The sequence below is a fragment of the Streptomyces sp. RPT161 genome (genome assembly GCF_027533845.1).
Taxonomy (GTDB): domain Bacteria; phylum Actinomycetota; class Actinomycetes; order Streptomycetales; family Streptomycetaceae; genus Streptantibioticus_A; species Streptantibioticus_A silvisoli_A.
This window is the reverse complement of record NZ_JAPZVN010000002.1, coordinates 670,682-693,910: the sequence shown is the minus strand read 5'-3', so window position 1 is coordinate 693,910 and position 23,229 is coordinate 670,682. Positions and strand designations below refer to the sequence as shown.

Below are 23,229 nucleotides of genomic sequence, written 5' to 3'. Positions count from 1 at the left end.
CGTACTGGCGGCGCCCCACTCGGACAAGAGGGGTTCGGATCATGACTACGGGCGAGGGCGGCGGGTCCCAGGTCAAGTCGGCGGTCCGCACGGTGGAGCTGCTGGAGTTCTTCGCGGGGCGCCCCGGTATGCACAGCCTCGCCGCCGTGCAGGAAGCCGTCGGGTACCCCAAGTCCAGCCTCTACATGCTGCTGCGCACCCTGGTGGACCTCGGCTGGATCGAGACGGACGCCACCGGCACCCGCTACGGCATCGGGGTGCGCGCGCTGCTGGTCGGCACCTCCTACATCGACGGCGACGAGGTGGTGGCCGCCGCCCGCCCCACCCTCGACCGACTCTCCGACGAGACCACCGAGACCATCCACCTCGCCCGGCTCGACGGCACCAACGTCGTGTACCTGGCGACCCGTCAGTCCCAGCACTATCTGCGGCCGTTCACCCGCGTCGGCCGCCGACTGCCCGCGCACAGCACGTCGTTGGGCAAGGCGCTGCTCGCCACGTACGCCGACGAGCAGGTGCGCAAGATGCTGCCGGAGACCCTGGACCCGCTGACCGAGCACACCATCACCGACCGCGAGCGGCTGATCGAGGAACTGCGCACGATCCGCGAGCAGGGCTACGCGGTGGACCGCGAGGAGAACACCCTGGGTCTGCGCTGCTTCGGCGTGGCGATCCCCTACCGCACACCCGCCCGCGACGCGATCAGCTGCTCGGTACCGGTGGCCCGGCTCACCCCGGCCCACGAGCAGATGATCAAGGACGCCCTGTTCGACGCCCGTGACCGCCTGACGCTGGCCACGCGACGGCTGTAACCGAGCGGACGGCACCGGCCGTCGATCCTAGAGTCGTGCCATGACTGAAGACGTTCACAACCAGAACCTGCGCGCCCGGCGGGCCAGTTCGTTCGGTGGGCACGCCGGCGCCTACGCGGAGCACCGGCCGGACTATCCGGTGGCCGCGGTGCGTTGGGCGGTCGAGCCGGTGGCCGACCCCTCGACTCCGAGGGTGCTCGATCTCGGCGCCGGTACCGGCAAGTTGACCGAGGTGCTGCTCCGCTGCGGCTTCCAGGTGACGGCGGTGGAGCCGGACGCCGGGATGCTCGCGGAGCTGCGGCGCCGGATGCCGCGGGTGGACGCGCGGGAGGGCTCGGCGGAGGCCATACCGGTGCCGGACGCTTCGTTCGACGCGGTACTGGTCGGACAGGCGTTCCACTGGTTCGACCACGACCGGGCGCTGCCGGAGATCGGCCGGGTGCTGCGCCCCGGCGGGGTGCTGGCCGCGCTCTGGAACCGCGACGACGACCGGGTGGAGTGGATCGAGGGGCTACAGGAGGTGGCTCGCGGTGAGGCGTCCAGCACCCGGCGGTACGACCAGCGGCGGCTGCCCGCGCATCCGGCGTTCGGCGCATGGGAACTGGCGGAGTTCCCGCACGCCCAGCGGCGCACCGCCGACTCCCTGACCGCCACCATCGGCACCCACTCGCACACCCTGGTCATCCCCGCCGACGAGCGCGAGGCCCTGCTCGGCCGGATCCGCGGCTATCTGGCATCCCGCCCGGAGACCGCCTCCGGCGAGTTCGACCTGCCGATGGTGACACTGACCGTCCGCTGCGTACGGCAGCCGTAGCGCGCTGGAGGCAAGCCCCAACGGGCTTGCCCCCAGCGGACGTTAGGTGTCCTCAGTCGCGTAGCGAGGCGATGTCGATCACGAACCGGTAGCGGACGTCGCTGGCCAACACCCGCTCGTACGCCTCGTTGATCTGGTCGGCGTCGATCAGCTCGATCTCCGCGCCCAGCCCGTGCTGCGCGCAGAAGTCCAGCATCTCCTGGGTCTGCCTGATGCCGCCGATCATCGAACCGGCGAGCGTGCGCCGCATGGCGAGCAGCGAGAAGACATTGAACGAGCTGGGGTTCTCCGGGGCACCGACGTTCACCATGGCGCCGTCCAGGTTCAGCAGCCCCAGGAAGGCGTCCACATCGAGGTTGGCCGAGACGGTGTTGACGATCAGGTCGAAGCTGCCGGCCAGCTCCAGGAAGGTGGCGGGGTCGCTGGTGGCGTGGAAGTGGTCGGCGCCCAGCTTCAGGCCGTCGTCCTTCTTGCGCAGCGACTGGCTGAGCACGGTGACCTCGGCGCCCATCGCGTGCGCGATCTTGACTGCCATGTGGCCGAGGCCGCCCATGCCGACGACGGCGACCTTCTTGCCGGGACCGGCGTTCCAGTGCCGCAGCGGCGAGTAGACGGTGATGCCCGCGCACAGCAGCGGGGCGGCAGCGTCCAGCTCGATGCCGTCGGGGATGCCGAGTACGTACGCCTCGTCGACCACGATGTGGGTGCTGTAGCCGCCGTAGGTCGGCTCGCCGTCCCGGCCGGTCGCGTTGTACGTGCCGACCATGCCGCCGCCGGTGCAGTACTGCTCCTCTCCGGCACGGCAGTTGTCGCACTCGCGGCACGAGTCGACCATGCAGCCGACGCCGACCCGGTCGCCCACGGCGTACTTGGTGACACCGGAGCCGACCTCGGCGACGATTCCGGCGATCTCATGGCCGGGCACCATCGGGAAGGCGGCACCGCCCCACTCGTCGCGGGCCTGGTGGATGTCGGAGTGGCAGATGCCGGCGTACTTGATCTCGATCAGGACGTCGTGCTCGCCCACCGCACGGCGCGGGATCGTGGTGCGCTCCAGCGGCGCCTTGGCGGCGGGGGCGGCGTAGGCGGTGACGGTGGTCGTCATCGGGAGGGTTCTCCTTGGGTGGCGGATGCCGTGGATGGTGTGGCCTGCGGTGTGTTGCCCGTCGTCCAGTTGGCGAGCAGCCGCAGGGCGGTTTCCGAGGAGGAGCCGGGTTCGACGGTGTACACGCACATCGTCTGGTCGGCGTCCCCGGGGAAGGTCACGGTCTCGTAGGCGACGGTGAGGTCGCCGACGACCGGATGGTGGTAGCGCTTGGTGCCGTGGGTGCGTTCCCGCACGTTGTGGTCTGCCCACCAGGTGCGGAAGTGCGAACTCTTGATGCTCAGTTCACCGACCAGGTCGGTCAGCCGGGGGTCGTCGGGGTGGCGTGCGGCGAGCAGCCGCAGGGCGCCCACGGTCTCGGCCGCGCAGATCTCCCAGTCGACGTACAGCTCGCGCGCGGACTCGTCGAGGAACATGTGCCGGGCCATGTTCCGCTGCCGCTGCGGCAGCGCGTCGAAGTCCGTGATCAGTGCGCGGGCCAGCCGGTTGGCTGCCAGTACGTCCATCTGGCGGCCGAGGACGAACGCCGGAGCATGCCCGTCCAGGGTCTCCAGCATCCGGTGCAGCCCGGGGCGTACCCGCTGCGGGCGGACCACCGGGCGACGGCGGGTGCGCTTGGGGCGGGCCAGCTCGAAGAGGTAGACCCGCTCGGTGTCGCTCAGCCGCAGCGCCCGGGCGACCGCGTCCAGCACCGCGTCGGAGCAGTTGGAGGTGCGCCCCTGCTCCAGCCGCGTGTAGTAGTCGGCGCTCACCCCGGCCAGCCGGGCCAGTTCCTCGCGCCGCAGCCCCGGCACGCGGCGCGGGCCGCCGTCGGTCGGCACCCCCGCCTCCTGCGGGGTGAGACGGGCGCGGCGGGAGCGCAGGAACTCGCTCAGCTCGGCGTGGTGATCCATGCGTTCCAGTATCAGTGGGAAAACGGCTGGTCGGAGGCGTGAGGGTAGGTCTGTTGGAACCAGGTCGAGCAGGAATAAGGCCCTGGAGCGCCCACCAACCGGGGTCGCGGCAGCGTCCCTGTCGCACAGGCGGCAGGGGCATGCCAGAGGCGGTCAGCCGGCGGAGAGTGCCTTCCGTACCGCGGCCAGATCCGCGTCGCAGGCCAGTCCGGCGTGGTAGAGCCGAAGCTCGGTGGCGCCCAGCTCCACCGCGTGCGCCGCGTCGGCGGCCAGGGTGTGGGGGCTGCCGCCCATTCCGGAGACGATGGTGAGGTTGGCGGCGATCACCGCGCGCCGCCCGCCGGGGGTGCGCCCGTCAACGTGCCGCCGCCCGCCGAAGGGTCCCAGCACCGCCTCCCGCTCCGCCGCTCCCCCGGTGCACGGCAGCACCACGCCGTCGGCGTGTGCCAGGACGTCCACCGGGTCGACCCCGACGTTCGCACCGCAGCGGTGCGGCGCCGGATCGGCGTGCAGCAGCACCTGGAAACCGGCGGCTCCGGCGGCCGCGCGCACCGCCGCCACCACCGCCCGCTGGAACCCGCTCGCCACCTCGCGGCGCCAGCTCAGCGTCAGGGCGGCGGCATCCGCCCCCAGCAGCCGCTCCACCTCGGCCCACTCCCCGGACCGGTCGTCCGGACCCGGGCCGCGCTCCCCCGCCCACCCCGGACCGAGACCCGCCCGCACCGCCCGCCGCAGCTCGTCGGGGTCCGCGCCGAGCCCCGCGTACCCCGCGCGGCACGTGCCGCAGAAGCACAGCGACATCAGATAGCCCGCCGCGCCCCCCAGCGGCACACCGGCGATCTTGTCATGGGCGTGCAGATGCGCCAGGCCGTACCAGCCGCAGGACTCCAGTTCGGTCCCGGCAGCGCCGGGCCGCGCCCCCGCCTCCGCCGCCAGCGCGACGGCGTACCGCAGCACCTCGGGCCGGGCCACGCACAGCGCCCACGGGTAGCCGTCGCCGTAGGCGTTGCGCACCTGGACGTCCGGATGCTCCTGGCCCAGCAGGGAGTTGTGCGCCAGCACCACCCAGCTGTGCACGTCGAGGCCCGCGGCGGACAGCGCCTCGGCCGCCTCGTGCCAGGGGTCGGCCGACGGTAACCACGCCTGCGGGCGCGGCCGCATCCGGTGCCCCGCCCAGTGCCCGGCGGACGGCGGGTAGAGCACCGCCGAGTGCCGGGCGGTGATGACGCGGTGCCGGGGATGGCGCGGGGTGAGGGCGCGGGTGGAGTGGTAGGCCGCGGCCAACGTGACCTGCTGGACGCCGAGTTCGGCGATCCGGTGCGGGGCGTCCGGGTCACCCAGCACGTCCCACGGGTAGAGGAACACCGACGTCCGGGGGCGGCTCACCGGTCGCCGCCGCCCACCAACTCCAGCCCCCGGCCCAGGAGTTGCCGCAACTCCTCGATGTGCGCCGCCGACGGCTCGGTCAACGGCGGCCGTACCGTGCCGACCTGCCCGCCGCGTAGCCGTACGCCCGCCTTGACCAGCGACACCGCGTATCCCTTGCCCTGGCCGCGTAGTTCCACCAGTGGCCGGTAGAAGCCGTCCAGCAGCCGGTTGACCGTGGTGTCGTCGCCCGTGGTGAGCGCGTGGTGGAAGGCGAGGGCGATCTCGGGGGCGAAGCAGAAGACGGCGGAGGAGTACAGCGTGATGCCGATGCCCCGGTAGGCGAGGCCGGTGAGTTCCGCGGTGGGCAGTCCGTTGAAGTACCGGAAGTCGCGGCCGGGAAGCTCGGTGCGCACCGAGCTGACGATGCGCTGCATGAGGTCGAGGTCGCCCAGGCCGTCCTTGAGGCCGACGATGTTGGGCACCTTGGCGAGTTCCACGACGGTGGCCGGGGTGAAGACCGCGTTGTCGCGCTGGTACACGATCAGGTCAAGGCCGCTACCGGCGGCCAGCGCGGTGTAGTGCCGCAACAGCCCCTGCTGGTCGGGTGCCACGAGGTACGGGGGCATGGCCAGCAGCCCGTCGGCGCCCGCGCGTTCGGCGAGCGCCGCGTACCGCAGGGCGAGCGCGGTGCCGTATCCGGTGCCCGCGACCACCGGTACCCGGCCCGCGGCCACCTCGACCGCGGCGGCCACGCAGTCGTGGAACTCCTCGGGGGTCAGCGCATGGAACTCTCCGGTGCCGCAACAGGCGAAGACCGCGCCGGCGCCCGCCTCGACACCGGCGCGCACATGATCGCGATAGGCGTCCAGGTTCAGCTCACCGGTGGGGCGGTAGGCGGTCACGGGGAAGAACAGCAGTCCGTCGAGACGCTCGGCCAGCGGTGCCGCGGTCATCGGAACACCCCCATCGTTCTGCATTCTGATTCGTGTACGCATGTGTGAACGACGCCACGCTAGGGTAGCCAGCCGAGGCAGGTCAATGCACACGCCATCCGTGGCCCACGGCAGAACCCGGCAGAAACCAGACCGAAGCGAGGAGATCCGCCGATGCCAACTCCCCGTACGCTCCTGCTCACCGGCGCCGCGGGCGGCATGGGCACCCTGATGCGCGGGCTGCTGCCGCGGTACGGCTATGCGCTGCGGCTGTTGGACCTGGTGCCGATCCCCGACGAACCGGACGCCATCACCGCCGACCTGGCCGACCGGGGCGCACTGCGCGAGGCGGTGCGCGGGGTGGACGCGGTGCTGCACCTCGCCGGGATCTCACTGGAGGCGCCGTTCGAGCAGATCCTGCGCGCCAACATCGAGGGCACGTACAACCTCTACGAGGCCGCGCGCGCCGAAGGCGTCCGCCGGATCGTCTTTGCCTCCAGCAACCACGCGGTCGGCTTCACCCCGCTGCCGGTCGGCGGCGACCCGCTGATCCCGGTCGACACCCCGCACCGCCCGGACACCTACTACGGGCTTTCCAAGGCGTTCGGCGAGGACCTGGCCTCCTTGTACTGGGACCGGCACGGCATCGAAACCGTCTCGGTGCGCATCGGCTCCTGCTTCCCGGAGCCGACCACGGTGCGCATGCTGTCCATCTGGCTGAGCCCGGCGGACGCCGCCCGGCTGTTCCACGCGGCGCTCACCGCCGAGCACGTGGGACACACCGTGGTCTACGGCAGCTCCGCCAACACCCGTCTGCGGTGGGACCTCTCACCCGCCCGAGCGCTCGGCTACGAGCCGCGGGACGACTCGGAGCCGTACGCGGCCCAACTCATCGCCGCGCGGGGTGAAACCGCACCGGACGATCCGGACCGAACCCTTCTGGGCGGCCGCTTCTGCACGGATCCGCCGATGTGGCCGCACTGAGGCCGACACGTCGCGGCGCTGGGGGACCTGGCCGGGGCGCTGGGGGCGTCGAGAGTCTCAGCTTTCCCCCAGCAGGACCGGCCGCGACGGCTCGCGACCCCCACGGCGGAGACCGGACCGTACCACCGGGGCCCGACCAGACCCCCGAGAAAGAGCGTCAGTGACCCGTGGAGCGCGCCTTGAAGGCCGCCTTGCGGGCCTCCTTCGCGGTCTTGCGGTCCGGGTGCAGGCGTCCCATCGCCTCCAGCACCTCGGCGGTCGCCGGATGGTCCACCCGCCAGGCGGCGTCGAAGAAGCCGTCGTGCCGTGCCACCAGGTCGGTCACCAGGTCGCGCAGCAGCTCGGGGTCGTCATCGACGTCGAGCTGCGCGGCGATGGTGTCGATGGTGAGCCAGAAGACCATCTCCTCGTCGGGTGACGGCACATCGTCGGCCGCCCGCTCCACCAGCCACACCCGGGCGAGGCCGCCCAGCTCCCGGTCGTCCAGCACCTCACGCAGCGCCGGTTCGGCCTCGACGCCCAACCGGCTGAGCGTCTGCTGGCAGACCAGCCGCCGGGCGGGCGCGCCCTGGTCGCGACCGCGCGCGGCGGCCAGCAGCTCCCGGGCCGCGTCCACCGGCGGGCGGGCCGCCAGCCACTGCTCGCCCTCCGCATTGGCCGCCGCCTCGGGGTAGCCCACCAGGGCGTCCAGCAGCACGGCCGCGTCCTGCCCGGCGAGGTCGCCCAGGGCGGGGGCGCGTACCCCGGCGTCGGCCAGCCGGTCGCGTACGCCCAGGACGCCGAGCGGGGTCAGCCGGACCATGCCGTACCGGGAGACCTCCTCCTCGCCCAGCTCCTTGGGCAACTCCTCTACCGTTTCCGGGCCTTCGGGCTCGTCCGAGATCAGCCGTTCGTCCACCGGCTGGTAGTCGACCACTCCGGTGGGGGCGAGCAGCCGGAAGTGGTCGTCAAGGCGCATCATCGCCTCCGACACCTCCTCCAGCACGGCGTCGGTCGGCACCTCCATGTCGTCCGGCACCACCATCGAGGCGGCCAGCACCGGCAGCGGCACCGGCCTGGCGGCGGAACCGTCGCCGTTCGAGGTGGCTTCGAACGCCTCCAAGGCGGACAGCAGATAGAGGTTGGCGAGCGCCCCGTCCAGGAACTCCGCCTCCTCCTCGGGGTCCCACGCCGGCTCCGGCGGGGCGCCCTCCCCGTCGAGGTCGTCGTACAGCTCGGGCAGGTCGGGCGCCGCGGACTCGGCGAGCACCGCGTCAAGGCCGGTCCGCCACAGCTCCAGCACGTCCCGCGGCCCGCCGCGGTTCAGCATCTCCAGTGCCTTGCCGGGCACCGCGGTACCGCCCTGCCCGGCCTGCGAGGAGGGGTCCGCGTCATCGGCCAGGTCCACCTCCACCAAGCCGGTGTCCACGGCGAACGCCCAGGCGTCGGCGGTCTCCGCGTCGCCCTCCGCCTCATCGCCGAGGCCCAACTCGGCCATGCCACGGGCCAGTTCCTCGGGGACCAGCTCCGCTGCCGCGTCGATGCGCACCTGTGGCGCGGCCCAGCGGGCGAGCCGCACCGCCCGTTGGAACAGCGGCGCGGCGAGCGCGAGCCGCGCGAGTTCTGCGTCGGGAAGCAGCCGCACCGGCGGCATGTCGCGGCTGTCAGCAGCCATGGGGGGTGTTCTCCTCGTACGAGATCAGGATCGGCACCGGGACCGGGATCGGGGAGGCGCGCGAGCGCTCGCCTCCAGCCTAGACGCACAGCGCGGGCCGCCGACCGATTCACTCCTTCCGGTCCCGTGTTACCCCGAACCGGAACGCACATTACGGTACGCGAGGCGGTTCTTACGGAATGCGTACACACAACGGGGACAGGAGTTGACCGCGGGAGGGGGCCCGATGCCGTCGGGAGGTGCCGCCCCCGGGGTGCGGGCGGTGTCGCGGGGACCGCCCGCACCCGGCCGAACCTCCGCCGAACGGGCGTCAGTTGTGGCTGTGCAGCACCGCGTTCAGGCCGCCCCACGAGCCGGTGCGCGGCAGCGCCTCGACCGTGCCGGTCATGGAGTTGCGGCGGAACAGCAGGTTGTCCGCGCCGGACAGTTCCAGCGCCTTGACCACCTCGCCGTCCGGCAGGGTGACCCGGGTGCCCGCGGTCACGTAGAGGCCCGCCTCGACCACGCAGTCGTCGCCGAGCGCGATACCCAGGCCCGCCTCGGCGCCGAGCAGGCAGCGCTTGCCGATCGAGACGATCTGCTTGCCGCCGCCGGAGAGGGTGCCCATGATCGAGGCGCCGCCGCCGATGTCTGAGCCGTCGCCGACCACCACGCCCTGGCTGATCCGGCCCTCGACCATCGAGGTGCCCAGGGTGCCCGCGTTGAAGTTGCAGAAGCCCTCGTGCATCACGGTGGTACCCGCCGCGAGGTGGGCGCCGAGCCGCACCCGGTCGGCGTCGGCGATCCGCACACCGGACGGCGCCACGTAGTCGGTCATCCGCGGGAACTTGTCGACCCCGTAGACCGACAGGTGCCGGCCCTCGGCGCGGGCGGCGAGCCGGGCGCGCTCGATGTTGTCCACCGGCACCGGGCCGAGGGAGGTCCAGGCGACGTTGGCCAGCAGACCGAAGATGCCGTCCAGGTTCTGCCCGTTGGGGCGGACCAGCCGGTGGCTCAGCAGGTGCAGTCGCAGGTAGACGTCGTGCGTGTCCAGCGGCTTGTCGTCCAGCGAGGCGATGACCGTACGGACCGCGACGACCTCGACGCCGCGCCGCGGGTCGGACCCGAGGGCATTGGGGGCGGTCTCGCCCAGCAGCTCGGCGGCGCGCTCGGCGGACAGCCGCTCGGTCCCGGCGGGACCGGGCTCCGCGACGAGTTCGGGGGCCGGGAACCAGGTGTCGAGGATGGTTCCGTCGGCGGCGATGGTGGCGAGCCCGGCCGCGGCGGCGCCGGTGGCGCGGGAGGGCGTCGTGGCAGTCGTTTCAGTCATGCACCGAACGCTAGTCGCTGGCCGTGGGCGATGCCCAACCGGCCCGGATGCCGGAAGATCCGTTCCGCGAAGCCGCGGTGGTGTGGGTCAGCCGAGGAGCCGGGCGATCATCGCCCGGGCCTGTTCCCGGTCGTAGGCGCGGCCGGTGAGCAGGATCTGGAGCGAGATCCCGTCGATCAGCGCGACCAGCGCCTGCGCGGTGGCCCGCCCGGTGCGGGGGGTGAGGACGTCGACCATGCCGTCCACGCTCTCCGCGGCGATCGGCCGGACCGGGGCGCGGCGCAGGGCGGTCAGATAGATGTCGTACTCAAGGACGCTGCGGTCCCGCTGGTCGGTCAGCAACTCGCCGACCAGATCGGCCAGTTCGACTGCCAGGTCCGCGTCCGGGGCGATCCGCTCCACCCGCCGCCCGAAGTCCTCGAACAGCGCGGTGTTGATCTGGCGCAGCGCCGCGACCAGCAGCTCGTCCAGGGTGGCGAAGTGGTACGTGGTCGACCCGAGCGGTACGTCGGCCGCCGCGGCCACCGCGCGGTGGCTGAGCCCCGCGATGCCGCGTTCACCCACCACCTGGATCGCCGCGTCAATGATCCGCTGCCGGCGCTCGGGGTCGTACCGCCGGGCCATCTCAGTGCGCCCCACCCAGATTGAGCACGACGACCCCCGCTATCACCAGTACGACCCCCACCAGCTTGGCGAGGTTCGCGCTCTCGCCGAGGAAGGCCATCCCGATGACGGCCACCGCGGCTGTCCCTACCCCGGCCCAGATCGCGTATGCCGTTCCGACCTGCATGGTCTTCAACGTCTGCGCCAGCAGTACGAAGGCGATCAGGTATCCGACCAGTGTGCCCAGCGAGGGCCACAGCCGGGTGAAGCCGTGGCTGAACTTCATCGACGTGGTCCCAAGCACCTCGGCGCAGATGGCGCCGGCCAACGTTGCGTATCCCATGCGTACGAGTGTACGAATCGTTGTGTACAAGCGTCCATAAACGGAGGGTGAACGCATGCGAAACGGCCCCCGCGCCATGCGCGAGGGCCGTTCCTGCGGCCTTAAGGCACTCAGACGTTGAAGCCGAGCGCCCGGAGCTGCTCCCGGCCTTCGTCGGTGATCTTGTCGGGGCCCCACGGCGGCATCCAGACCCAGTTGATCTTCAGGTCGTTGACGATGCCGTCGGTCGCCGACCGGGCCTGGTCCTCGATGACATCGGTCAGCGGACAGGCCGCCGAGGTCAGGGTCATGTCCAGGGTCGCGACGTTGGAGTCGTCGACGTGGATGCCGTAGACCAGGCCGAGGTTGACCACGTCGATGCCCAGCTCGGGGTCCACCACGTCGTAGAGCGCCTCGCGGATCTCCTCCTCGGTGGCGGGCTTGGTCGTGGTGGTCTCGTTCTCGCTCATGCCGTCTCCTTCGCACCGTCACCGGACAGTGCCTGTGCGGTCGCGTCCTTCCACGCCATCCAACCCAGCAGAGCACACTTCACACGTGCCGGGTACTTGGAGACGCCGGCGAACGCCACCGCGTCCTCCAGCACCTCCTCCATCGCGTCGTCCGGCTCGATCTGGCCCTTGGACTGCATCAGCTCCAGGAACAGCTCCTGGACCCTGCGCGCCTCGGACAGTTCCTTGCCTACCAGCAGTTCGTGCAGCACGGAGGCGCTGGCCTGACTGATCGAACAGCCCTGGCCCTCGTACGACACGTCCTCGATCCGCTCGCCATCGAGCTTCACGCGCAGCGTGATCTCGTCGCCGCAGGTCGGATTGACATGGTGAACCTCCGCGTCGCCGTCCCGCAGGCCCCGCCCTTGCGGGTGCTTGTAGTGGTCCAGGATCACGTCCTGGTACATCGAATCAAGCTTCACAGCGTCAGCACTCTCGTCAGCCGAAGAAGTTCCGGACCTGCTCCAACCCGTCGACCAGGGCATCGACCTCGGCCGGGGTGGAGTACAGATAGAACGACGCCCGCGTGGTCGCAGGAATTCCGTAGCGCAGGCAGACCGGCCGTGCGCAGTGGTGTCCGACGCGCACCGCGATGCCCTGCTCGTCCAGCACCTGGCCGACGTCGTGCGGGTGGATGTCACCGAGCGTGAACGAGATCGCCGCGCCGCGGTCCTCGGCCGTGGTGGGGCCGATGATGCGCAGGTCGGGCACCTCCAGCAGACGCCGCACCGCGTACTCGGTGATGGCGTGCTCATGGGCCTGGATGTTCTCCATGCCGATGCCGTTGAGGTAGTCCACCGCCGCGCCCAGACCGATCGCCTGGGCGATCGGCGGCGTACCGGCCTCGAACTTGTGCGGCGCCGGAGCGTAGGTGGACGAGTGCATCGAGACGGTCTCGATCATCTCGCCGCCGCCGAGGAAGGGCGGCAGGTCCTCCAGCAGCTCCTGGCGGCCCCACAGCACCCCGATGCCGGTCGGGCCGCACATCTTGTGGCCGGTGAAGGCCACGAAGTCGGCCTGCAGCGCCTGCACGTCCAGCGGCATGTGCGGCGCGGCCTGCGAGGCGTCTATCACCACCAGTGCGCCGACCTCCTGGGCCCGGCGGACGATCTCCTCCACCGGGTTGATGGTGCCCAGGATGTTGGAGACCAGCACGAACGAGACGACCTTGGTCTTCTCGGTGATGACCTGGTCGATGTTGGACAGGTCGAGGCGGCCGTCGTCGGTGAGGCCGAACCACTTCAGCTTCGCACCGGTGCGCTGCGACAGCAGCTGCCACGGAACGATGTTGGAGTGGTGCTCCATCTCCGTGATGACGATCTCCGTACCGCGGTCCACCCGGTACGGCTCGTCGGCCCAACCCAGCATGTTGGCAACGAGGTTGAGCGACTCCGAGGCGTTCTTGGTGAAGATCACCTCGTCCCGGCTGGGGGCGTTGACGAACCCGGCCACCTTGTCGCGGGCGCCCTCGTAGGCGGCCGTGGCCTCCTCGGCGAGTACGTGCACGCCGCGGTGGACATTGGAGTTCTGGCGCTCGTAGTACCCGTTCAAGACGTCCAGCACCTGGCGCGGCTTCTGCGAGGTCGCCGCGTTGTCCAGGTACACGATCTTCCTACCGTCGTGGACCGTGCGATCCAGGATGGGGAAGTCCTTGCGGATCGCCTCGGTGTCGAGGAGGCCCGGCAGTGAAATCACTCTGATGCGCCGCCCTTCACGTATGCCTCGTAGCCCTCGTTCTCCAGCTTGTCCGCGAGTTCGGCGCCGCCGGACTCGACGATCCGGCCCTTGGCGAAGACGTGAACATGGTCCGGCTTGATGTAGCGCAGGATGCGCGTGTAGTGGGTGATCAGCAGGGTGCCGACCTGGCCGGACTCACGCACCCGGTTGACGCCCTCGGAGACCACGCGCAGCGCGTCGACGTCCAGACCGGAGTCGGTCTCGTCCAGGATCGCGACCTTCGGCTTGAGCAGTTCGAGCTGGAGGATCTCGTGCCGCTTCTTCTCACCGCCGGAGAAGCCCTCGTTGACGTTGCGCTCGGCGAAGGACGGGTCGATCTGGAGCGCCTCCATGGCCTCCTTGACCTCCTTCACCCAGGTGCGCAGCTTCGGCGCCTCGCCGCGCACGGCGGTGGCCGAGGTGCGCAGGAAGTTGGAGACCGAGACACCCGGGACCTCGACCGGGTACTGCATGGCCAGGAAGACACCGGCCCGCGCCCGCTCGTCGACGGACATCGCCAGGACGTCCTCGCCGTCGAGGGTCACGGTGCCACCGGTGACCTGGTACTTGGGGTGCCCGGCCAGCGAGTACGCCAGGGTGGACTTGCCCGAGCCGTTGGGGCCCATGATGGCGTGCGTCTCGCCCTGCTTCACGGTCAGGTCGACACCGCGCAGGATCTCGCGGGGGCCGTTCTCGGCCTCGACGGAGACGTGCAGGTCGTGGATCTCAAGCGTTGCCATGGGTGCCTCAGGACTCCTGGGTGACGGAGACGAGCACGTCGTCCCCTTCGATCTTGACGGGGTATACGGGGACGGGCCGGGTTGCGGGCAGCCCGGACGGCTTTCCGGTGCGCAGGTCGAAGCTGGAGCCGTGCAGCCAGCACTCGATCTGGCAGTCCTCCACCTCGCCCTCGGACAGCGAGACGTTGGCGTGCGAGCAGACGTCGTTGATCGCGAACACCTCGCCCTCAGTACGCACGATGGAGACCGGGGTGTCGCCGACCTCGACACGCTTGGGCGTGTCGTCTTCGAGCTCGCTCAGCGCGCAGACGCGGACGAAGCCATTGGCGGCGGTCATGCGACGGACGCCTCCAGCTCCTGCTCGATCTTGGCCAGCAGCCGCTCCTCGATGTCGGGCAGGCCGATGTGCTGGACCAGCTCGGCGAAGAAGCCGCGGACCACCAGACGGCGCGCCTCGTCGTGCGGGATGCCGCGGGCCATCAGGTAGAACAGCTGCTCGTCGTCGAACCGGCCGGTCGCCGAGGCGTGCCCGGCGCCGACGATCTCGCCGGTCTCGATCTCCAGGTTGGGGACCGAGTCCACCCGGGCCCCGTCGGTGAGGACGAGGTTCCGGTTCAGCTCGTAGGTGTCGGTGCCCACCGCGACCGCGCGGATCAGCACGTCGCCGATCCACACCGCGTGCGCGTCCTTGCCCTGCAGCGCGCCCTTGTAGGCCACGTTGGAGCGGCAGTGCGGGGTGTCGTGGTCGATGAAGAGGCGGTGCTCCTGGTGCTGGCCGTTGTCGGTGAAGTACAGGCCGTACAGCTCGGCCTCACCGCCCGGGGCGCCGTAGACGACGCGCGGGTGCAGCCGTACCACGTCGCCGCCGAAGGTGACGATCACCGACTTGAAGCTGGCGTCCCGGCCGACCAGCGCGGTGTGCTGGGCGACGTGCACGGCCTGGCGGTCCCAGTCCTGCACCGAGACGACGGTGAGCTTGGCGCCGTCGCCGATGAGGTACTCGACGTTGGCGGCCAGCGTGGCGTCGCCGGTGTGGTCGATGACCACCACGGCCTCGGCGAACGCGCCGACCTCGACCACCTGGTGGCCGTAGGCGACACCGCCCTCGCCGTGCACCGAGATGCGGACCGGCTCGGTCAGCACGGCGTCCTTGGCGATCGAGACGACCGAGGCCTTCTCGAAGGAGCTGTACGCCTGGGCGGCCACCCGGTCGACCGGCTTGCCCGCCTTGCCGAGCCGCGGATCCGTGCGGTCCACGGTCTCGACGGTGACGCCCTCGGGGGCGGTCACCTCGACCCGCAGGCCACCGGTGGCCTCGGCGGTGCCGTCGTGCAGGCCGCGCAGCCGCTCCAGCGGGGTGAAGCGCCACTCCTCCTCGCGGCCGTGCGGCACGGGGAAGTCGGCCACGTCGTAGGACGGGGCGGCGCTGACCCGCGCGTCGGCGGGCTGGCCAACCTGGATCGCACCGTCGGTGGTGCTACCGGCCGGGATCGTTTCAGCCATGGCTGTCGTAGAACTTTCTCTTGGTAAGGGAGTCGTCGCTGCGGTCGGGCGGGGGTCAGCCGACCGCGCCCTCCATCTGCAGCTCGATCAGCCGGTTGAGCTCAAGCGCGTACTCCATCGGCAGCTCGCGCGCGATGGGCTCGACGAAGCCCCGGACGATCATCGCCATGGCCTCGGTCTCGCTCAGGCCGCGGCTCATCAGGTAGAACAGCTGGTCTTCGCTGACCTTGGAGACGGTCGCCTCGTGGCCCATCGACACGTCGTCCTCGCGGACGTCCACGTACGGGTAGGTGTCGGACCGCGAGATGGTGTCCACCAGCAGCGCGTCGCACAGCACGTTGGACTTGGCGCCGTTGGCGCCCTCGCCGATCTCGATCAGGCCACGGTACGAGGTACGGCCGCCGCCGCGCGCCACCGACTTGGAGACGATGTTGGACGACGTGTTCGGCGCCATGTGCACCATCTTGGCGCCCGCGTCCTGGTGCTGGCCGGCGCCCGCGAAGGCGATGGACAGCGTCTCGCCCTTGGCGTGCTCGCCCATCAGGTAGACGGCCGGGTACTTCATCGTCACCTTGGAGCCGATGTTGCCGTCCACCCACTCCATGGTCGCGCCCTCGTAGGCGACGGCGCGCTTGGTGACCAGGTTGTAGACGTTGTTCGACCAGTTCTGGATGGTCGTGTAGCGGCAGCGGGCGCCCTTCTTGACGATGATCTCCACGACCGCGCTGTGCAGCGAGTCGGACTTGTAGATCGGCGCGGTGCAGCCCTCGACGTAGTGGACGTAGGCGTCCTCGTCCACGATGATCAGCGTCCGCTCGAACTGGCCCATGTTCTCGGTGTTGATCCGGAAGTAAGCCTGCAGCGGGATCTCCACGTGCACGCCCTTCGGCACGTAGATGAACGAGCCGCCGGACCACACCGCGGTGTTCAGCGAGGCGAACTTGTTGTCACCGGCCGGGATGACGGTGCCGAAGTACTCCTTGAACAGCTCCGGGTGCTCCCTGAGGCCGGTGTCGGTGTCCAGGAAGATGACGCCCTGCTCCTCAAGGTCCTCACGGATCTTGTGGTAGACGACCTCGGACTCGTACTGGGCGGCGACACCCGCTACCAGCCGCTGCTTCTCCGCCTCCGGGATGCCCAGCTTGTCGTAGGTGTTCTTGATGTCCTCGGGCAGGTCCTCCCAGGACTCCGCCTGCGCCTCGGTGGAGCGCACGAAGTACTTGATGTTGTCGAAGTCGATGCCCGAGAGGTCCGAGCCCCAGGTGGGCATGGGCTTCTTCTCGAACAGCTTCAGACCCTTGAGCCGCAGCTTCAGCATCCATTCCGGCTCGTTCTTCTTCGCCGAGATGTCGCGGACGACCGCTTCGCTAAGGCCGCGCCGGGCGGAGGCGCCCGCCACGTCGGAGTCGGCCCAGCCGTACTCGTAGGTGCCCAGGCCTTCGAGCTCCGGGTGAGTGGTCTCCGTGGGAGCAGTCATGCGGGGTTCCTCCCGGACTTCCTGGCAGATGCGGATGCGGACGCAGGTGCGCTGTCGGACGTGTTGGTTTGTGGTGCTTTGGTTTGTGGTGCTTTCGGAATGAACGTCGTGCACACACCGTCGCCGTGGGCGATGGTGGCCAGACGCTGCACATGGGTTCCGAGCAGGCGGGAGAAGACCTCGGCCTCCGCCTCGCACAGCTGCGGGAACTTCTCGGCGGTGTGAGCCACCGGGCAGTGGTGCTGGCAGAGCTGCTCACCGGCGGAGGCGTGCGCACTGCGCGTGGTAGCAGCGTACCCGTCCTCGGTCAACGCCTTGGCGAGCGCCCTGGCCCGGTCCTCCGGGGCGGCGGCCTCCACCTCGGTGCGGTACCGCTCGGCCTGGCCCGCCGCGCGGGCCCTGGCGAACGCGGCCACCGCCGCCTCGCCGGCCTCCCCGTCGCCCGCGCTCTGCGCGATCCAGCGCATCGCGTCGGCGGCGAGCTGGTCGTACGCCTGGTAGAACGCGTCCCGGCCGCAGTCGGTGAGCGCGAACACCTTCGCCGGGCGACCGCGGGAGCGTGATCCGTAGACCCGCTGCTCCCGGGGCTCGACGATGCCTTCGGCCACCAGGGCGTCCAGGTGGCGGCGGACCGCCGCCGGGGTGAGCTCCAGCCGCTCGGCGAGGTCGGCCGCGGTGGACGGGCCGTGGTCGAGGATGGAGCGGGCCACCCGGTTACGGGTGCCGCGGTGGGCCTCGGCCTCACTGCCTTCGGGCGCGGGCGCGACGGAGGCGACGGCCGCGGCGGCGGTCGCCTTCTCGTGCGCTACCTTGCCCGTGTATTTCACAACGCCATTGTTGCGTAATTCCCCGCACAACGACAAGCGGCGGATGGATCACCGCGCCGGTTAGGTCCGTCACGTAAGGCGAACCTCACTCGCCGAACCCGCGCGGCGACTTTCCCGGACCCCGTGCCGACGCCGCCCGACGGCTCCCTAAACTCGGGCTCATGCAGAGCACCCCCGCGGTCGAGGTCGTCGGCCTGGTGAAGCGGTACGGGGCCAAGACCGCGGTGGACGGGCTCGAACTGTCCGTCCCCCGGGGGTCCCTCACCGCCGTACTGGGACCGAACGGCGCCGGAAAGACCACCACGATCGAGACCTGCGAGGGATACCGCCGCCCCGACGCCGGCACGGTGCGGGTCCTCGGACTCGACCCGGTCACCCAGTCGGCGCGGCTGCGTCCCCGCATCGGGGTGATGCTCCAGTCCGGCGGCGTCTATCCGGGCGCGCGCGCCGAGGAGATGCTGCGGCACACCGCCAGGCTGCACGCCAACCCGATCGATCCGGCGCTGCTCATCGAACGCCTCGGCCTCGGCTCCTGCGGCCGTACCCCGTACCGCCGGCTGTCCGGCGGGCAGCAGCAGCGGCTGGCGCTCGCCATGGCCGTGGTGGGCCGACCGGAACTGGTCTTCCTGGACGAGCCGACCGCGGGTCTGGACCCGCAGGCCCGCCGGGCCACCTGGGACCTGGTCCGCGAGCTGCGCGCCGACGGGGTGACCACCGTGCTGACCACGCACTTCATGGACGAGGCCGAGCAGCTCGCCGACGACGTGGCGATCGTGGACGGCGGCAGGGTGATCGCCCGTGGCACCCCGGAGGCGCTGTGCCGGGGCGGCGCCGAGGACACCCTGCGGTTCTCCGGGCGCCCCGGCCTCGACCTGCTCTCGCTGCTCAAGGCGCTCCCCTCGGACAGCGCGGCGGCCGAACTCACCCCCGGCAACTACCGGGTGGAGGGCAAGGTCGACCCGCAGATGCTGGCCACCGTCACCTCCTGGTGCGCCCAGCACGGCGTGATGCCGGACCGCATAGCGGTCGAGCGCCGCACGCTGGAGGACGTCTTCCTGGAACTCACCGGCAAGGAGTTGCGCTCGTGACCGGGTACGCACCAACCGGCCGGGGGCCCGGGGGGCGTCCCCCCGGAAAAGCACAGCCTGGAACTCACCGGCAAGGAGTTGCGCTCGTGACCGGGTACGCACCAACCGGCCGGGGGCCCGGGGGGCGTCCCCCGGAGAAGCACAGCCTGGAACTCACCGGCAAGGAGTTGCGCTCGTGACCGCCGCATCCCCGAGCACCTTCGCCCCGGACCCGGGCGCGGCGCCGCTGCCCCGCATGATCGGCGCGCAGACCGCGCTGGAGACGCGGATGCTGCTGCGCAACGGCGAGCAGCTGCTGCTGACCATCGTGATCCCGACCGTGCTCCTGGTGCTGTTCAGCGCGGTGCCGATCATCGACACCGGTGCCGGCAAGCGGGTGGACTTCCTCGCCCCCGGCCTGCTGGCGCTCGCCGTGATGTCCACCGCCTTCACCGGCCAGGCCATCGCGACCGGCTTCGAGCGACGGTACGGGGTGCTCAAGCGGCTCGGCGCCTCGCCGCTGCCGCGCTGGGCGCTGATGACCGCGAAGACCGGTTCCGTGCTGGTCACCGAGGTCCTCCAGGTCGTACTGCTGTCGGTGATCGCGCTGGCGCTCGGCTGGTCGCCGCACGGCAACCCGGTGGCGGTGGTGCTGCTGCTCGTGCTCGGCACGGCGGCGTTCTCCGGGCTCGGGCTGCTGATGGCCGGAACGCTCAGGGCGGAGGCGACACTGGCCGCCGCCAACCTGGTCTTCCTGCTGCTGCTGGTCGGCGGCGGCGTGATCGTGCCGCTTGACAAGTTCCCGGCCGGGGTGCGCTCGGCGCTCGATCTGCTGCCGATCTCCGCGCTGTCGGACGGACTGCGCGGGGTGCTCCAGCACGGGGCCGGAACGCCCTGGTCGGACCTGGCGGTCCTGGCCGTGTGGGCGGTGCTCGGGCTGGCCGCGGCGGCACGCTTCTTCCGCTGGGAGTAGTTGCAACCGACCCTCGTGAAGGAATGCACAAGCGCCCCGCCTACGATGGGCGGGTGCCGAAATCGCTCAATCCCTTCGCGCTGATCGCCGAGCGCTGGCAGCCCTCCGCCAAGTTCGTGGAGCGGGCCGCGCTCGCCACCGTGGTGATGGCCGTGGTCATCGTGGTCACCGGTGGCGCGGTGCGGCTGACGGACTCCGGTCTCGGCTGCTCGACGTGGCCGACCTGCACCCCGCAGAGTCTGACGCCTACGAAGGCGATGGGCCTGCACGGCATCATCGAGTTCAGCAACCGCATGCTGACCGACGTGCTGTGCGTGGTCGTCGGCGTGGCGATCATCGCCGCTCGCGCCCGTACCCCCTGGCGGCGCGGCCTGACCAAGCTGGCGTGGGCGCAGTTCTGGCTGGTGATGAGCAACGCGGTGCTCGGCGGCATCGTCGTGCTGACCGGTCTGAACCCGTACACCGTGGGCGCGCACTTCCTGTCGGCGACGGCGCTGCTGACCGTCGCCCTGCTGATGTGGCAACGCTCGCGGGAGGGCGACGGACCGGTGCGCGACCTGGTGGTGCGGCCGGTACGCCAGCTGTCGTGGCTGCTGGTCACCGCGGCCGGGCTGCTGATCGTGGTCGGCACGCTGGTCACCGGCGCGGGTCCGCACGCGGGCGATGCGCACACCGTGCACCGGATCCCGGTGGACTGGCGGGAGATCACCCAGCTGCACGTCGACTTCGTGTACGTCGTCATCGGCCTGACCGTCGCACTGTGGTTCGTGCTGCGCGCGGTGGGCGGCCCAACCGCCGCCCGGCGGCGGGTGGTCGAGCTGTTCGCGGTACTGATGTCGCAGGGCGTGGTGGGCTACGTCCAGTACTTCACGCACCTGCCGGAGCTGGTGGTGGGCATCCACATGCTCGGCTCGTGCCTGGTGTGGATCGCGGTGCTGCGGGTGGCGCTGTCGCTGCGCGAGCGCCCGTACCAGGCGGGCGCGGCGGAGATCCCGGCGCAGGACCCGGCCGTTCCGGCCGCCGTCTGAGGCTCCACGGTGTTCGGGGCGAGGCCCCTTCCGGTGCGCCGGGCCCGGCGACGGTCACGGCAGCCGGTACACCCGCCGGGCGTTGTCCGCCGCGATCATCACGGCGACGCGGGCCGCGTCCGACGCGGCCCAGGCGCCCTCCTCGACCCAGCCGGTGAGCAGCCGCTGGAGCGCCTCGGCGAACAGCCGGGCGCCGACCACGTACAGCTCCGGCAGCCCGTAGGCGTCGGTGGAGAACAGCACCTTGCCGAAGGGCGCCAGTTCCAGCGTCTCGGCGAGCACCGCCGCCGCCCGCGCCCCGGTGTGGGTGAGGGACAGCCCGACGTCGGCGTGGACATGCGGGAACACGTTCGCCAGATAGGCGGCCTGCCGGTGGTACGGATATCCGTGCAGCAGCACCAGATCCGTACCGAGTCCGTCCACGGCCCTGACGAAGTCGGTGAGCAGCGTCGGGTCGGCCTGGTCGAGTCGTAGGTCCGGATCGCCGAATCCGGTGTGCAGTTGCAGCGGCAGCCCGGTGGCGACCGCGGTCCACAGCAGGTGCCGCAGCAGTACCGGGTCGCTGACCCGGCCACCGGTGGAACGCGCGGCCAGCCACTCCTGCGCGGCGCGGCGCACCTCGGCGGGGCGCGGGGGGTCGGGGGCCAGCGCCAGGCCGTACCGGTAGGCGGCGATTGACTTGAAACCGACGGCGGCCTGCGCCGCGGTGTGCACCGCCTCGGCGAGGTTGGCGACGAACGCGGCGGCGGTGCCGGAGGTGTCGGCGACCTGTTCGGCCAGGGTCTCCAGACGCACGACCTCCCGGGCGGATCCGCCTGCCGCCGCGGCGAGTTCGGCCGGTTCCGTCAGGTCCCCGGGCAGGCCGGTGTCCACCAGGAACGTTCCGATGCCGGTGCCGCGCAGCAGCAGCCGGGTCGCCTCGTACGCGCCGAGTTCGCGGCGGCGGGCCAGGTAGTACGCGGGTGGGCAGTGCGGTTCCAGCCCGAGCAGCGGCGGGCACCAGCGGCGCACCGCGAACCCGGTCTGGGTGTCGAAGTAGGTGGTGCCGCGTGCGGCGGGCGCCTGCGCCTCGGTGAGGTACGGCTCGAACGAGCCGAGGCCGAGGTCGTGGCGTACCACCCCGTGGCAGTGGTGGTCGACCAGTGGTGGCAGCGACGGCGGTTCGGCCATCAGTAGCGCCAGCGGACGGCCGAGGCGATCCGCTCCGGGTCGGCGTCGGCGAACTGCCGCGCCTCCGCCCGGCGTACCGCGAGCACCGCGCCGTGCGCCGACTCGCCCAGTGCGCTGCGCAGCGGCTCGTACTGCGCGAAGCGGTCCGCCGCCTCGGTCAGCGAGCGCGGCAGCCGGGGGGTGTCGGGCGCGGTGGTGGCCGGGTCGCCCTGTACCGGGTCGGGGAGTTTCAGGCCCGCGTCGATGCCGTGCAGCCCGGCGGCGATGACCGCGCCCACCACCAGGTACGGATTGGCCGCGGCGTCAAAGCACTTGACCTCGGCGTTGGCGCTGCCGGCCTCGTCCGGCGGGCCGGGCACCAGCCGCAGCGCGGCCTCCCGGTTCTCCACCCCCCAGCACTGGAAGGCGCCGGCCCATTGCGAGGGCACCAGCCGCAGATAGCTGGCGGGTGAGGGGGCGCCGATCGCCATCAGTGCCGGGAGCGCGTCCAGCACCCCGGCGAGGAAGGCCTCGGCGGCGCCGGCCAGCCCGTGGCTGCCCGCGCCGCCGCGGAAGATGTCCTCGCCGTCGTGGCGCAGGCTCAGGTGCAGATGGCAGCCGTTGCCCACCTGTCCGGCGACGACGGTGGGCGCGAACGAGGCGCGCAGCCCGTGCTGCCGGGTCACGGCCCGTACCGTCTCGCGGGCCAGGATCAACTCGTCGGCGGCGCGCAGCGGATCGGCGCTGGCGGTGGAGATCTCGAACTGGCCCGGGGTGTACTCGGGGTGGATCTGGAGCAGTTCCAGGTGCTCGGCGGCGAGCGCCTGAACGATGTCGCGCACGTAGTCGGACAGTTCGACGATCCGGGTCATCCCGTAGGCGGGCGCCGAGGTGGACGGGGTGGGCGGCTCCCCGGGCCGCATGGCCATCCACTCCGTCTCGAACCCCATGCGCGCTTCCAGCCCCCGCTCCTTGGCCCGGGCCACCATGCGGCGGGCGAACAGCCGCGCGCACCCCGGGTGCGGGTCGCCCTGCTGGTCGTGGCGGTCGACCGGCGCCCAGGCCCAACCCGGCTGCGCGGCAAGGGTGGTGAGGCGGTCGAGGTCGGGGATGAGCCGCAGGTCGCCGTCGGGGCTGCCGAGGCCGAGTTCGGGCACCGCGGCGATCGCGTCGTCGGAGGTGTAGACGTCGAACACCGGTGACATGCCGACGCCGTGCCGCACGGCGTGCGCGAGACGGCTGGTGGGCACCGCCTTGACCCTGGTCACCCCGGCGTTGTCCACCCAGGTGAGGGCGACCGCGTGAATGCCCTCGGCACCGAGCCGTGCCGCCTCCTGGCGCGCGAGCCGGTGCCGTTGTTCCCGTACTTCCCGCGCGCCCATGCAACTCCCCTAGTCCAGGTCCGGTTCACGATCAACTTGGGTTTGATCGTGTCCATGGTGCT

At 71.2% G+C, this 23,229-nt stretch carries 24 protein-coding genes; 6 read left to right on the top strand and 18 right to left on the bottom strand.

From position 1 onward, the window contains the following. Positions 1-41: 41 nt before the first annotated feature. Together O5O46_RS07750 and O5O46_RS07745 are read left to right on the top strand one after the other, a co-directional pair. The gene (locus tag O5O46_RS07750) at positions 42-812 is read left to right on the top strand and encodes an IclR family transcriptional regulator (protein WP_269854489.1); all 771 of its coding nucleotides are present in this window, start codon (positions 42-44) and stop codon (positions 810-812) included. Positions 813-852: 40 nt separating this feature from the next. Continuing rightward, entirely contained in the window at positions 853-1,626 is a 774-nt protein-coding gene (locus O5O46_RS07745) for a class I SAM-dependent methyltransferase (RefSeq protein WP_269854488.1), read from the top strand. A 52-nt stretch (positions 1,627-1,678) separates the two neighbouring features. On the opposite strand, the gene O5O46_RS07740 is transcribed toward O5O46_RS07745, so the two are convergent. From O5O46_RS07740 to O5O46_RS07725, 4 genes are all read right to left on the bottom strand, one after another. Next, positions 1,679-2,731: an NAD(P)-dependent alcohol dehydrogenase gene (locus tag O5O46_RS07740; RefSeq protein ID WP_269854487.1), complete on the bottom strand. Its 1,053-nt coding sequence runs from the start codon at positions 2,729-2,731 to the stop codon at positions 1,679-1,681. Beyond that, positions 2,728-3,624, bottom strand: coding sequence for a helix-turn-helix transcriptional regulator (locus O5O46_RS07735; protein WP_269854486.1), 897 nt, complete (start codon positions 3,622-3,624; stop codon positions 2,728-2,730). The genes O5O46_RS07740 and O5O46_RS07735 overlap by 4 nt, the downstream gene beginning before the upstream one ends. A 153-nt stretch (positions 3,625-3,777) precedes the next feature. Beyond that, a complete protein-coding gene (locus O5O46_RS07730) occupies positions 3,778-5,010 on the bottom strand; it encodes a hypothetical protein (protein ID WP_269854485.1) in 1,233 nt (410 codons plus the stop codon). Next, positions 5,007-5,945 carry a 5-dehydro-4-deoxyglucarate dehydratase gene (locus O5O46_RS07725; RefSeq protein WP_269854484.1) on the bottom strand — a complete coding sequence of 313 codons (939 nt, stop codon included), beginning with the start codon at positions 5,943-5,945 and terminating at the stop codon, positions 5,007-5,009. Before O5O46_RS07725 ends, O5O46_RS07730 begins: the two co-directional genes overlap by 4 nt. Positions 5,946-6,098: 153 nt before the next feature. Between O5O46_RS07725 and O5O46_RS07720 the strand changes: the two genes are divergently transcribed. Continuing rightward, positions 6,099-6,908, top strand: coding sequence for an NAD-dependent epimerase/dehydratase family protein (locus O5O46_RS07720; protein ID WP_269854483.1), 810 nt, complete (start codon positions 6,099-6,101; stop codon positions 6,906-6,908). 157 nt (positions 6,909-7,065) lie between these two features. On the opposite strand, the gene O5O46_RS07715 is transcribed toward O5O46_RS07720, so the two are convergent. From O5O46_RS07715 to O5O46_RS07660, 12 genes are all read right to left on the bottom strand, one after another. Further along, entirely contained in the window at positions 7,066-8,562 is a 1,497-nt protein-coding gene (locus tag O5O46_RS07715) for a hypothetical protein (protein ID WP_269854482.1), read from the bottom strand. Between the two features lie 310 nt (positions 8,563-8,872). Then, positions 8,873-9,871 carry a 2,3,4,5-tetrahydropyridine-2,6-dicarboxylate N-succinyltransferase gene (gene dapD, locus O5O46_RS07710; RefSeq protein ID WP_269854481.1) on the bottom strand — a complete coding sequence of 333 codons (999 nt, stop codon included), beginning with the start codon at positions 9,869-9,871 and terminating at the stop codon, positions 8,873-8,875. An 87-nt stretch (positions 9,872-9,958) separates the two neighbouring features. Further along, positions 9,959-10,495, bottom strand: a complete 537-nt coding sequence (locus O5O46_RS07705) for a TetR/AcrR family transcriptional regulator (RefSeq protein WP_269854610.1) — start codon at positions 10,493-10,495, stop codon at positions 9,959-9,961. A gap of 1 nt (position 10,496) precedes the next feature. Beyond that, complete coding sequence (locus tag O5O46_RS07700) at positions 10,497-10,817, bottom strand: DMT family transporter (RefSeq protein WP_269854480.1); 321 nt, start codon at positions 10,815-10,817, stop codon at positions 10,497-10,499. Positions 10,818-10,927: 110 nt separating this feature from the next. Further along, entirely contained in the window at positions 10,928-11,266 is a 339-nt protein-coding gene (locus O5O46_RS07695; protein WP_269854479.1) for a metal-sulfur cluster assembly factor, read from the bottom strand. Next, entirely contained in the window at positions 11,263-11,727 is a 465-nt protein-coding gene (gene sufU, locus O5O46_RS07690; protein ID WP_269854478.1) for a Fe-S cluster assembly sulfur transfer protein SufU, read from the bottom strand. The genes O5O46_RS07695 and sufU overlap by 4 nt, the downstream gene beginning before the upstream one ends. A gap of 16 nt (positions 11,728-11,743) precedes the next feature. Continuing rightward, on the bottom strand, positions 11,744-13,000 hold the full coding sequence (locus tag O5O46_RS07685; protein WP_269854477.1) for a cysteine desulfurase: 1,257 nt from the start codon (positions 12,998-13,000) through the stop codon (positions 11,744-11,746). After that, on the bottom strand, positions 12,997-13,761 hold the full coding sequence (gene sufC, locus O5O46_RS07680) for a Fe-S cluster assembly ATPase SufC (RefSeq protein ID WP_269854476.1): 765 nt from the start codon (positions 13,759-13,761) through the stop codon (positions 12,997-12,999). The genes O5O46_RS07685 and sufC overlap by 4 nt, the downstream gene beginning before the upstream one ends. 7 nt (positions 13,762-13,768) lie before the next feature. Then, a complete protein-coding gene (locus O5O46_RS07675; protein ID WP_269854475.1) occupies positions 13,769-14,098 on the bottom strand; it encodes a non-heme iron oxygenase ferredoxin subunit in 330 nt (109 codons plus the stop codon). Beyond that, positions 14,095-15,264 (bottom strand): Fe-S cluster assembly protein SufD, encoded by a 1,170-nt coding sequence (gene sufD / locus O5O46_RS07670; RefSeq protein WP_269854474.1) that lies wholly within the window; start codon positions 15,262-15,264, stop codon positions 14,095-14,097. The genes O5O46_RS07675 and sufD overlap by 4 nt, the downstream gene beginning before the upstream one ends. 55 nt (positions 15,265-15,319) lie before the next feature. Beyond that, complete coding sequence (gene sufB, locus O5O46_RS07665; RefSeq protein WP_269854473.1) at positions 15,320-16,741, bottom strand: Fe-S cluster assembly protein SufB; 1,422 nt, start codon at positions 16,739-16,741, stop codon at positions 15,320-15,322. Then, positions 16,738-17,568 carry a helix-turn-helix transcriptional regulator gene (locus tag O5O46_RS07660; protein ID WP_269854472.1) on the bottom strand — a complete coding sequence of 277 codons (831 nt, stop codon included), beginning with the start codon at positions 17,566-17,568 and terminating at the stop codon, positions 16,738-16,740. Before O5O46_RS07660 ends, sufB begins: the two co-directional genes overlap by 4 nt. A 161-nt stretch (positions 17,569-17,729) precedes the next feature. On the opposite strand from O5O46_RS07660, the gene O5O46_RS07655 reads away from it, so the two are divergent. The 3 genes from O5O46_RS07655 to O5O46_RS07645 all read left to right on the top strand — a co-directional run bounded on the left by O5O46_RS07655 (position 17,730) and on the right by O5O46_RS07645 (position 20,636). Continuing rightward, the gene (locus O5O46_RS07655) at positions 17,730-18,656 is read left to right on the top strand and encodes an ABC transporter ATP-binding protein (RefSeq protein ID WP_269854471.1); all 927 of its coding nucleotides are present in this window, start codon (positions 17,730-17,732) and stop codon (positions 18,654-18,656) included. A gap of 235 nt (positions 18,657-18,891) precedes the next feature. Beyond that, entirely contained in the window at positions 18,892-19,608 is a 717-nt protein-coding gene (locus O5O46_RS07650) for an ABC transporter permease (RefSeq protein WP_269854609.1), read from the top strand. A 53-nt stretch (positions 19,609-19,661) separates the two neighbouring features. Continuing rightward, the gene (locus O5O46_RS07645) at positions 19,662-20,636 is read left to right on the top strand and encodes a COX15/CtaA family protein (protein ID WP_269854470.1); all 975 of its coding nucleotides are present in this window, start codon (positions 19,662-19,664) and stop codon (positions 20,634-20,636) included. Positions 20,637-20,690: 54 nt separating this feature from the next. Here O5O46_RS07645 and O5O46_RS07640 read toward each other — a convergent pair whose 3' ends face one another. Both O5O46_RS07640 and O5O46_RS07635 read right to left on the bottom strand, forming a co-directional pair. Then, positions 20,691-21,806: an amidohydrolase family protein gene (locus O5O46_RS07640; protein WP_269854469.1), complete on the bottom strand. Its 1,116-nt coding sequence runs from the start codon at positions 21,804-21,806 to the stop codon at positions 20,691-20,693. After that, entirely contained in the window at positions 21,806-23,167 is a 1,362-nt protein-coding gene (locus O5O46_RS07635; RefSeq protein ID WP_269854468.1) for a glutamine synthetase family protein, read from the bottom strand. Before O5O46_RS07635 ends, O5O46_RS07640 begins: the two co-directional genes overlap by 1 nt. Positions 23,168-23,229 lie beyond the last annotated feature (62 nt).

Bases quoted from the DNA above. Each gene is read 5' to 3' on its own strand.
- O5O46_RS07750 (WP_269854489.1), top strand. From the start codon at position 42: ATGACTACGGGCGAGGGCGGCGGGTCCCAGGTCAAGTCGGCGGTCCGC.
- O5O46_RS07745 (WP_269854488.1), top strand. From the start codon at position 853: ATGACTGAAGACGTTCACAACCAGAACCTGCGCGCCCGGCGGGCCAGT.
- O5O46_RS07740 (WP_269854487.1), bottom strand. From the start codon at position 2,731: ATGACGACCACCGTCACCGCCTACGCCGCCCCCGCCGCCAAGGCGCCG.
- O5O46_RS07735 (WP_269854486.1), bottom strand. From the start codon at position 3,624: ATGGATCACCACGCCGAGCTGAGCGAGTTCCTGCGCTCCCGCCGCGCC.
- O5O46_RS07725 (WP_269854484.1), bottom strand. From the start codon at position 5,945: ATGACCGCGGCACCGCTGGCCGAGCGTCTCGACGGACTGCTGTTCTTC.
- O5O46_RS07720 (WP_269854483.1), top strand. From the start codon at position 6,099: ATGCCAACTCCCCGTACGCTCCTGCTCACCGGCGCCGCGGGCGGCATG.
- O5O46_RS07715 (WP_269854482.1), bottom strand. From the start codon at position 8,562: ATGGCTGCTGACAGCCGCGACATGCCGCCGGTGCGGCTGCTTCCCGAC.
- dapD (WP_269854481.1), bottom strand. From the start codon at position 9,871: ATGACTGAAACGACTGCCACGACGCCCTCCCGCGCCACCGGCGCCGCC.
- O5O46_RS07705 (WP_269854610.1), bottom strand. From the start codon at position 10,495: ATGGCCCGGCGGTACGACCCCGAGCGCCGGCAGCGGATCATTGACGCG.
- O5O46_RS07700 (WP_269854480.1), bottom strand. From the start codon at position 10,817: ATGGGATACGCAACGTTGGCCGGCGCCATCTGCGCCGAGGTGCTTGGG.
- O5O46_RS07695 (WP_269854479.1), bottom strand. From the start codon at position 11,266: ATGAGCGAGAACGAGACCACCACGACCAAGCCCGCCACCGAGGAGGAG.
- sufC (WP_269854476.1), bottom strand. From the start codon at position 13,761: ATGGCAACGCTTGAGATCCACGACCTGCACGTCTCCGTCGAGGCCGAG.
- O5O46_RS07675 (WP_269854475.1), bottom strand. From the start codon at position 14,098: ATGACCGCCGCCAATGGCTTCGTCCGCGTCTGCGCGCTGAGCGAGCTC.
- sufD (WP_269854474.1), bottom strand. From the start codon at position 15,264: ATGGCTGAAACGATCCCGGCCGGTAGCACCACCGACGGTGCGATCCAG.
- sufB (WP_269854473.1), bottom strand. From the start codon at position 16,741: ATGACTGCTCCCACGGAGACCACTCACCCGGAGCTCGAAGGCCTGGGC.
- O5O46_RS07655 (WP_269854471.1), top strand. From the start codon at position 17,730: ATGCAGAGCACCCCCGCGGTCGAGGTCGTCGGCCTGGTGAAGCGGTAC.
- O5O46_RS07650 (WP_269854609.1), top strand. From the start codon at position 18,892: ATGATCGGCGCGCAGACCGCGCTGGAGACGCGGATGCTGCTGCGCAAC.
- O5O46_RS07640 (WP_269854469.1), bottom strand. From the start codon at position 21,806: ATGGCCGAACCGCCGTCGCTGCCACCACTGGTCGACCACCACTGCCAC.
- O5O46_RS07635 (WP_269854468.1), bottom strand. From the start codon at position 23,167: ATGGGCGCGCGGGAAGTACGGGAACAACGGCACCGGCTCGCGCGCCAG.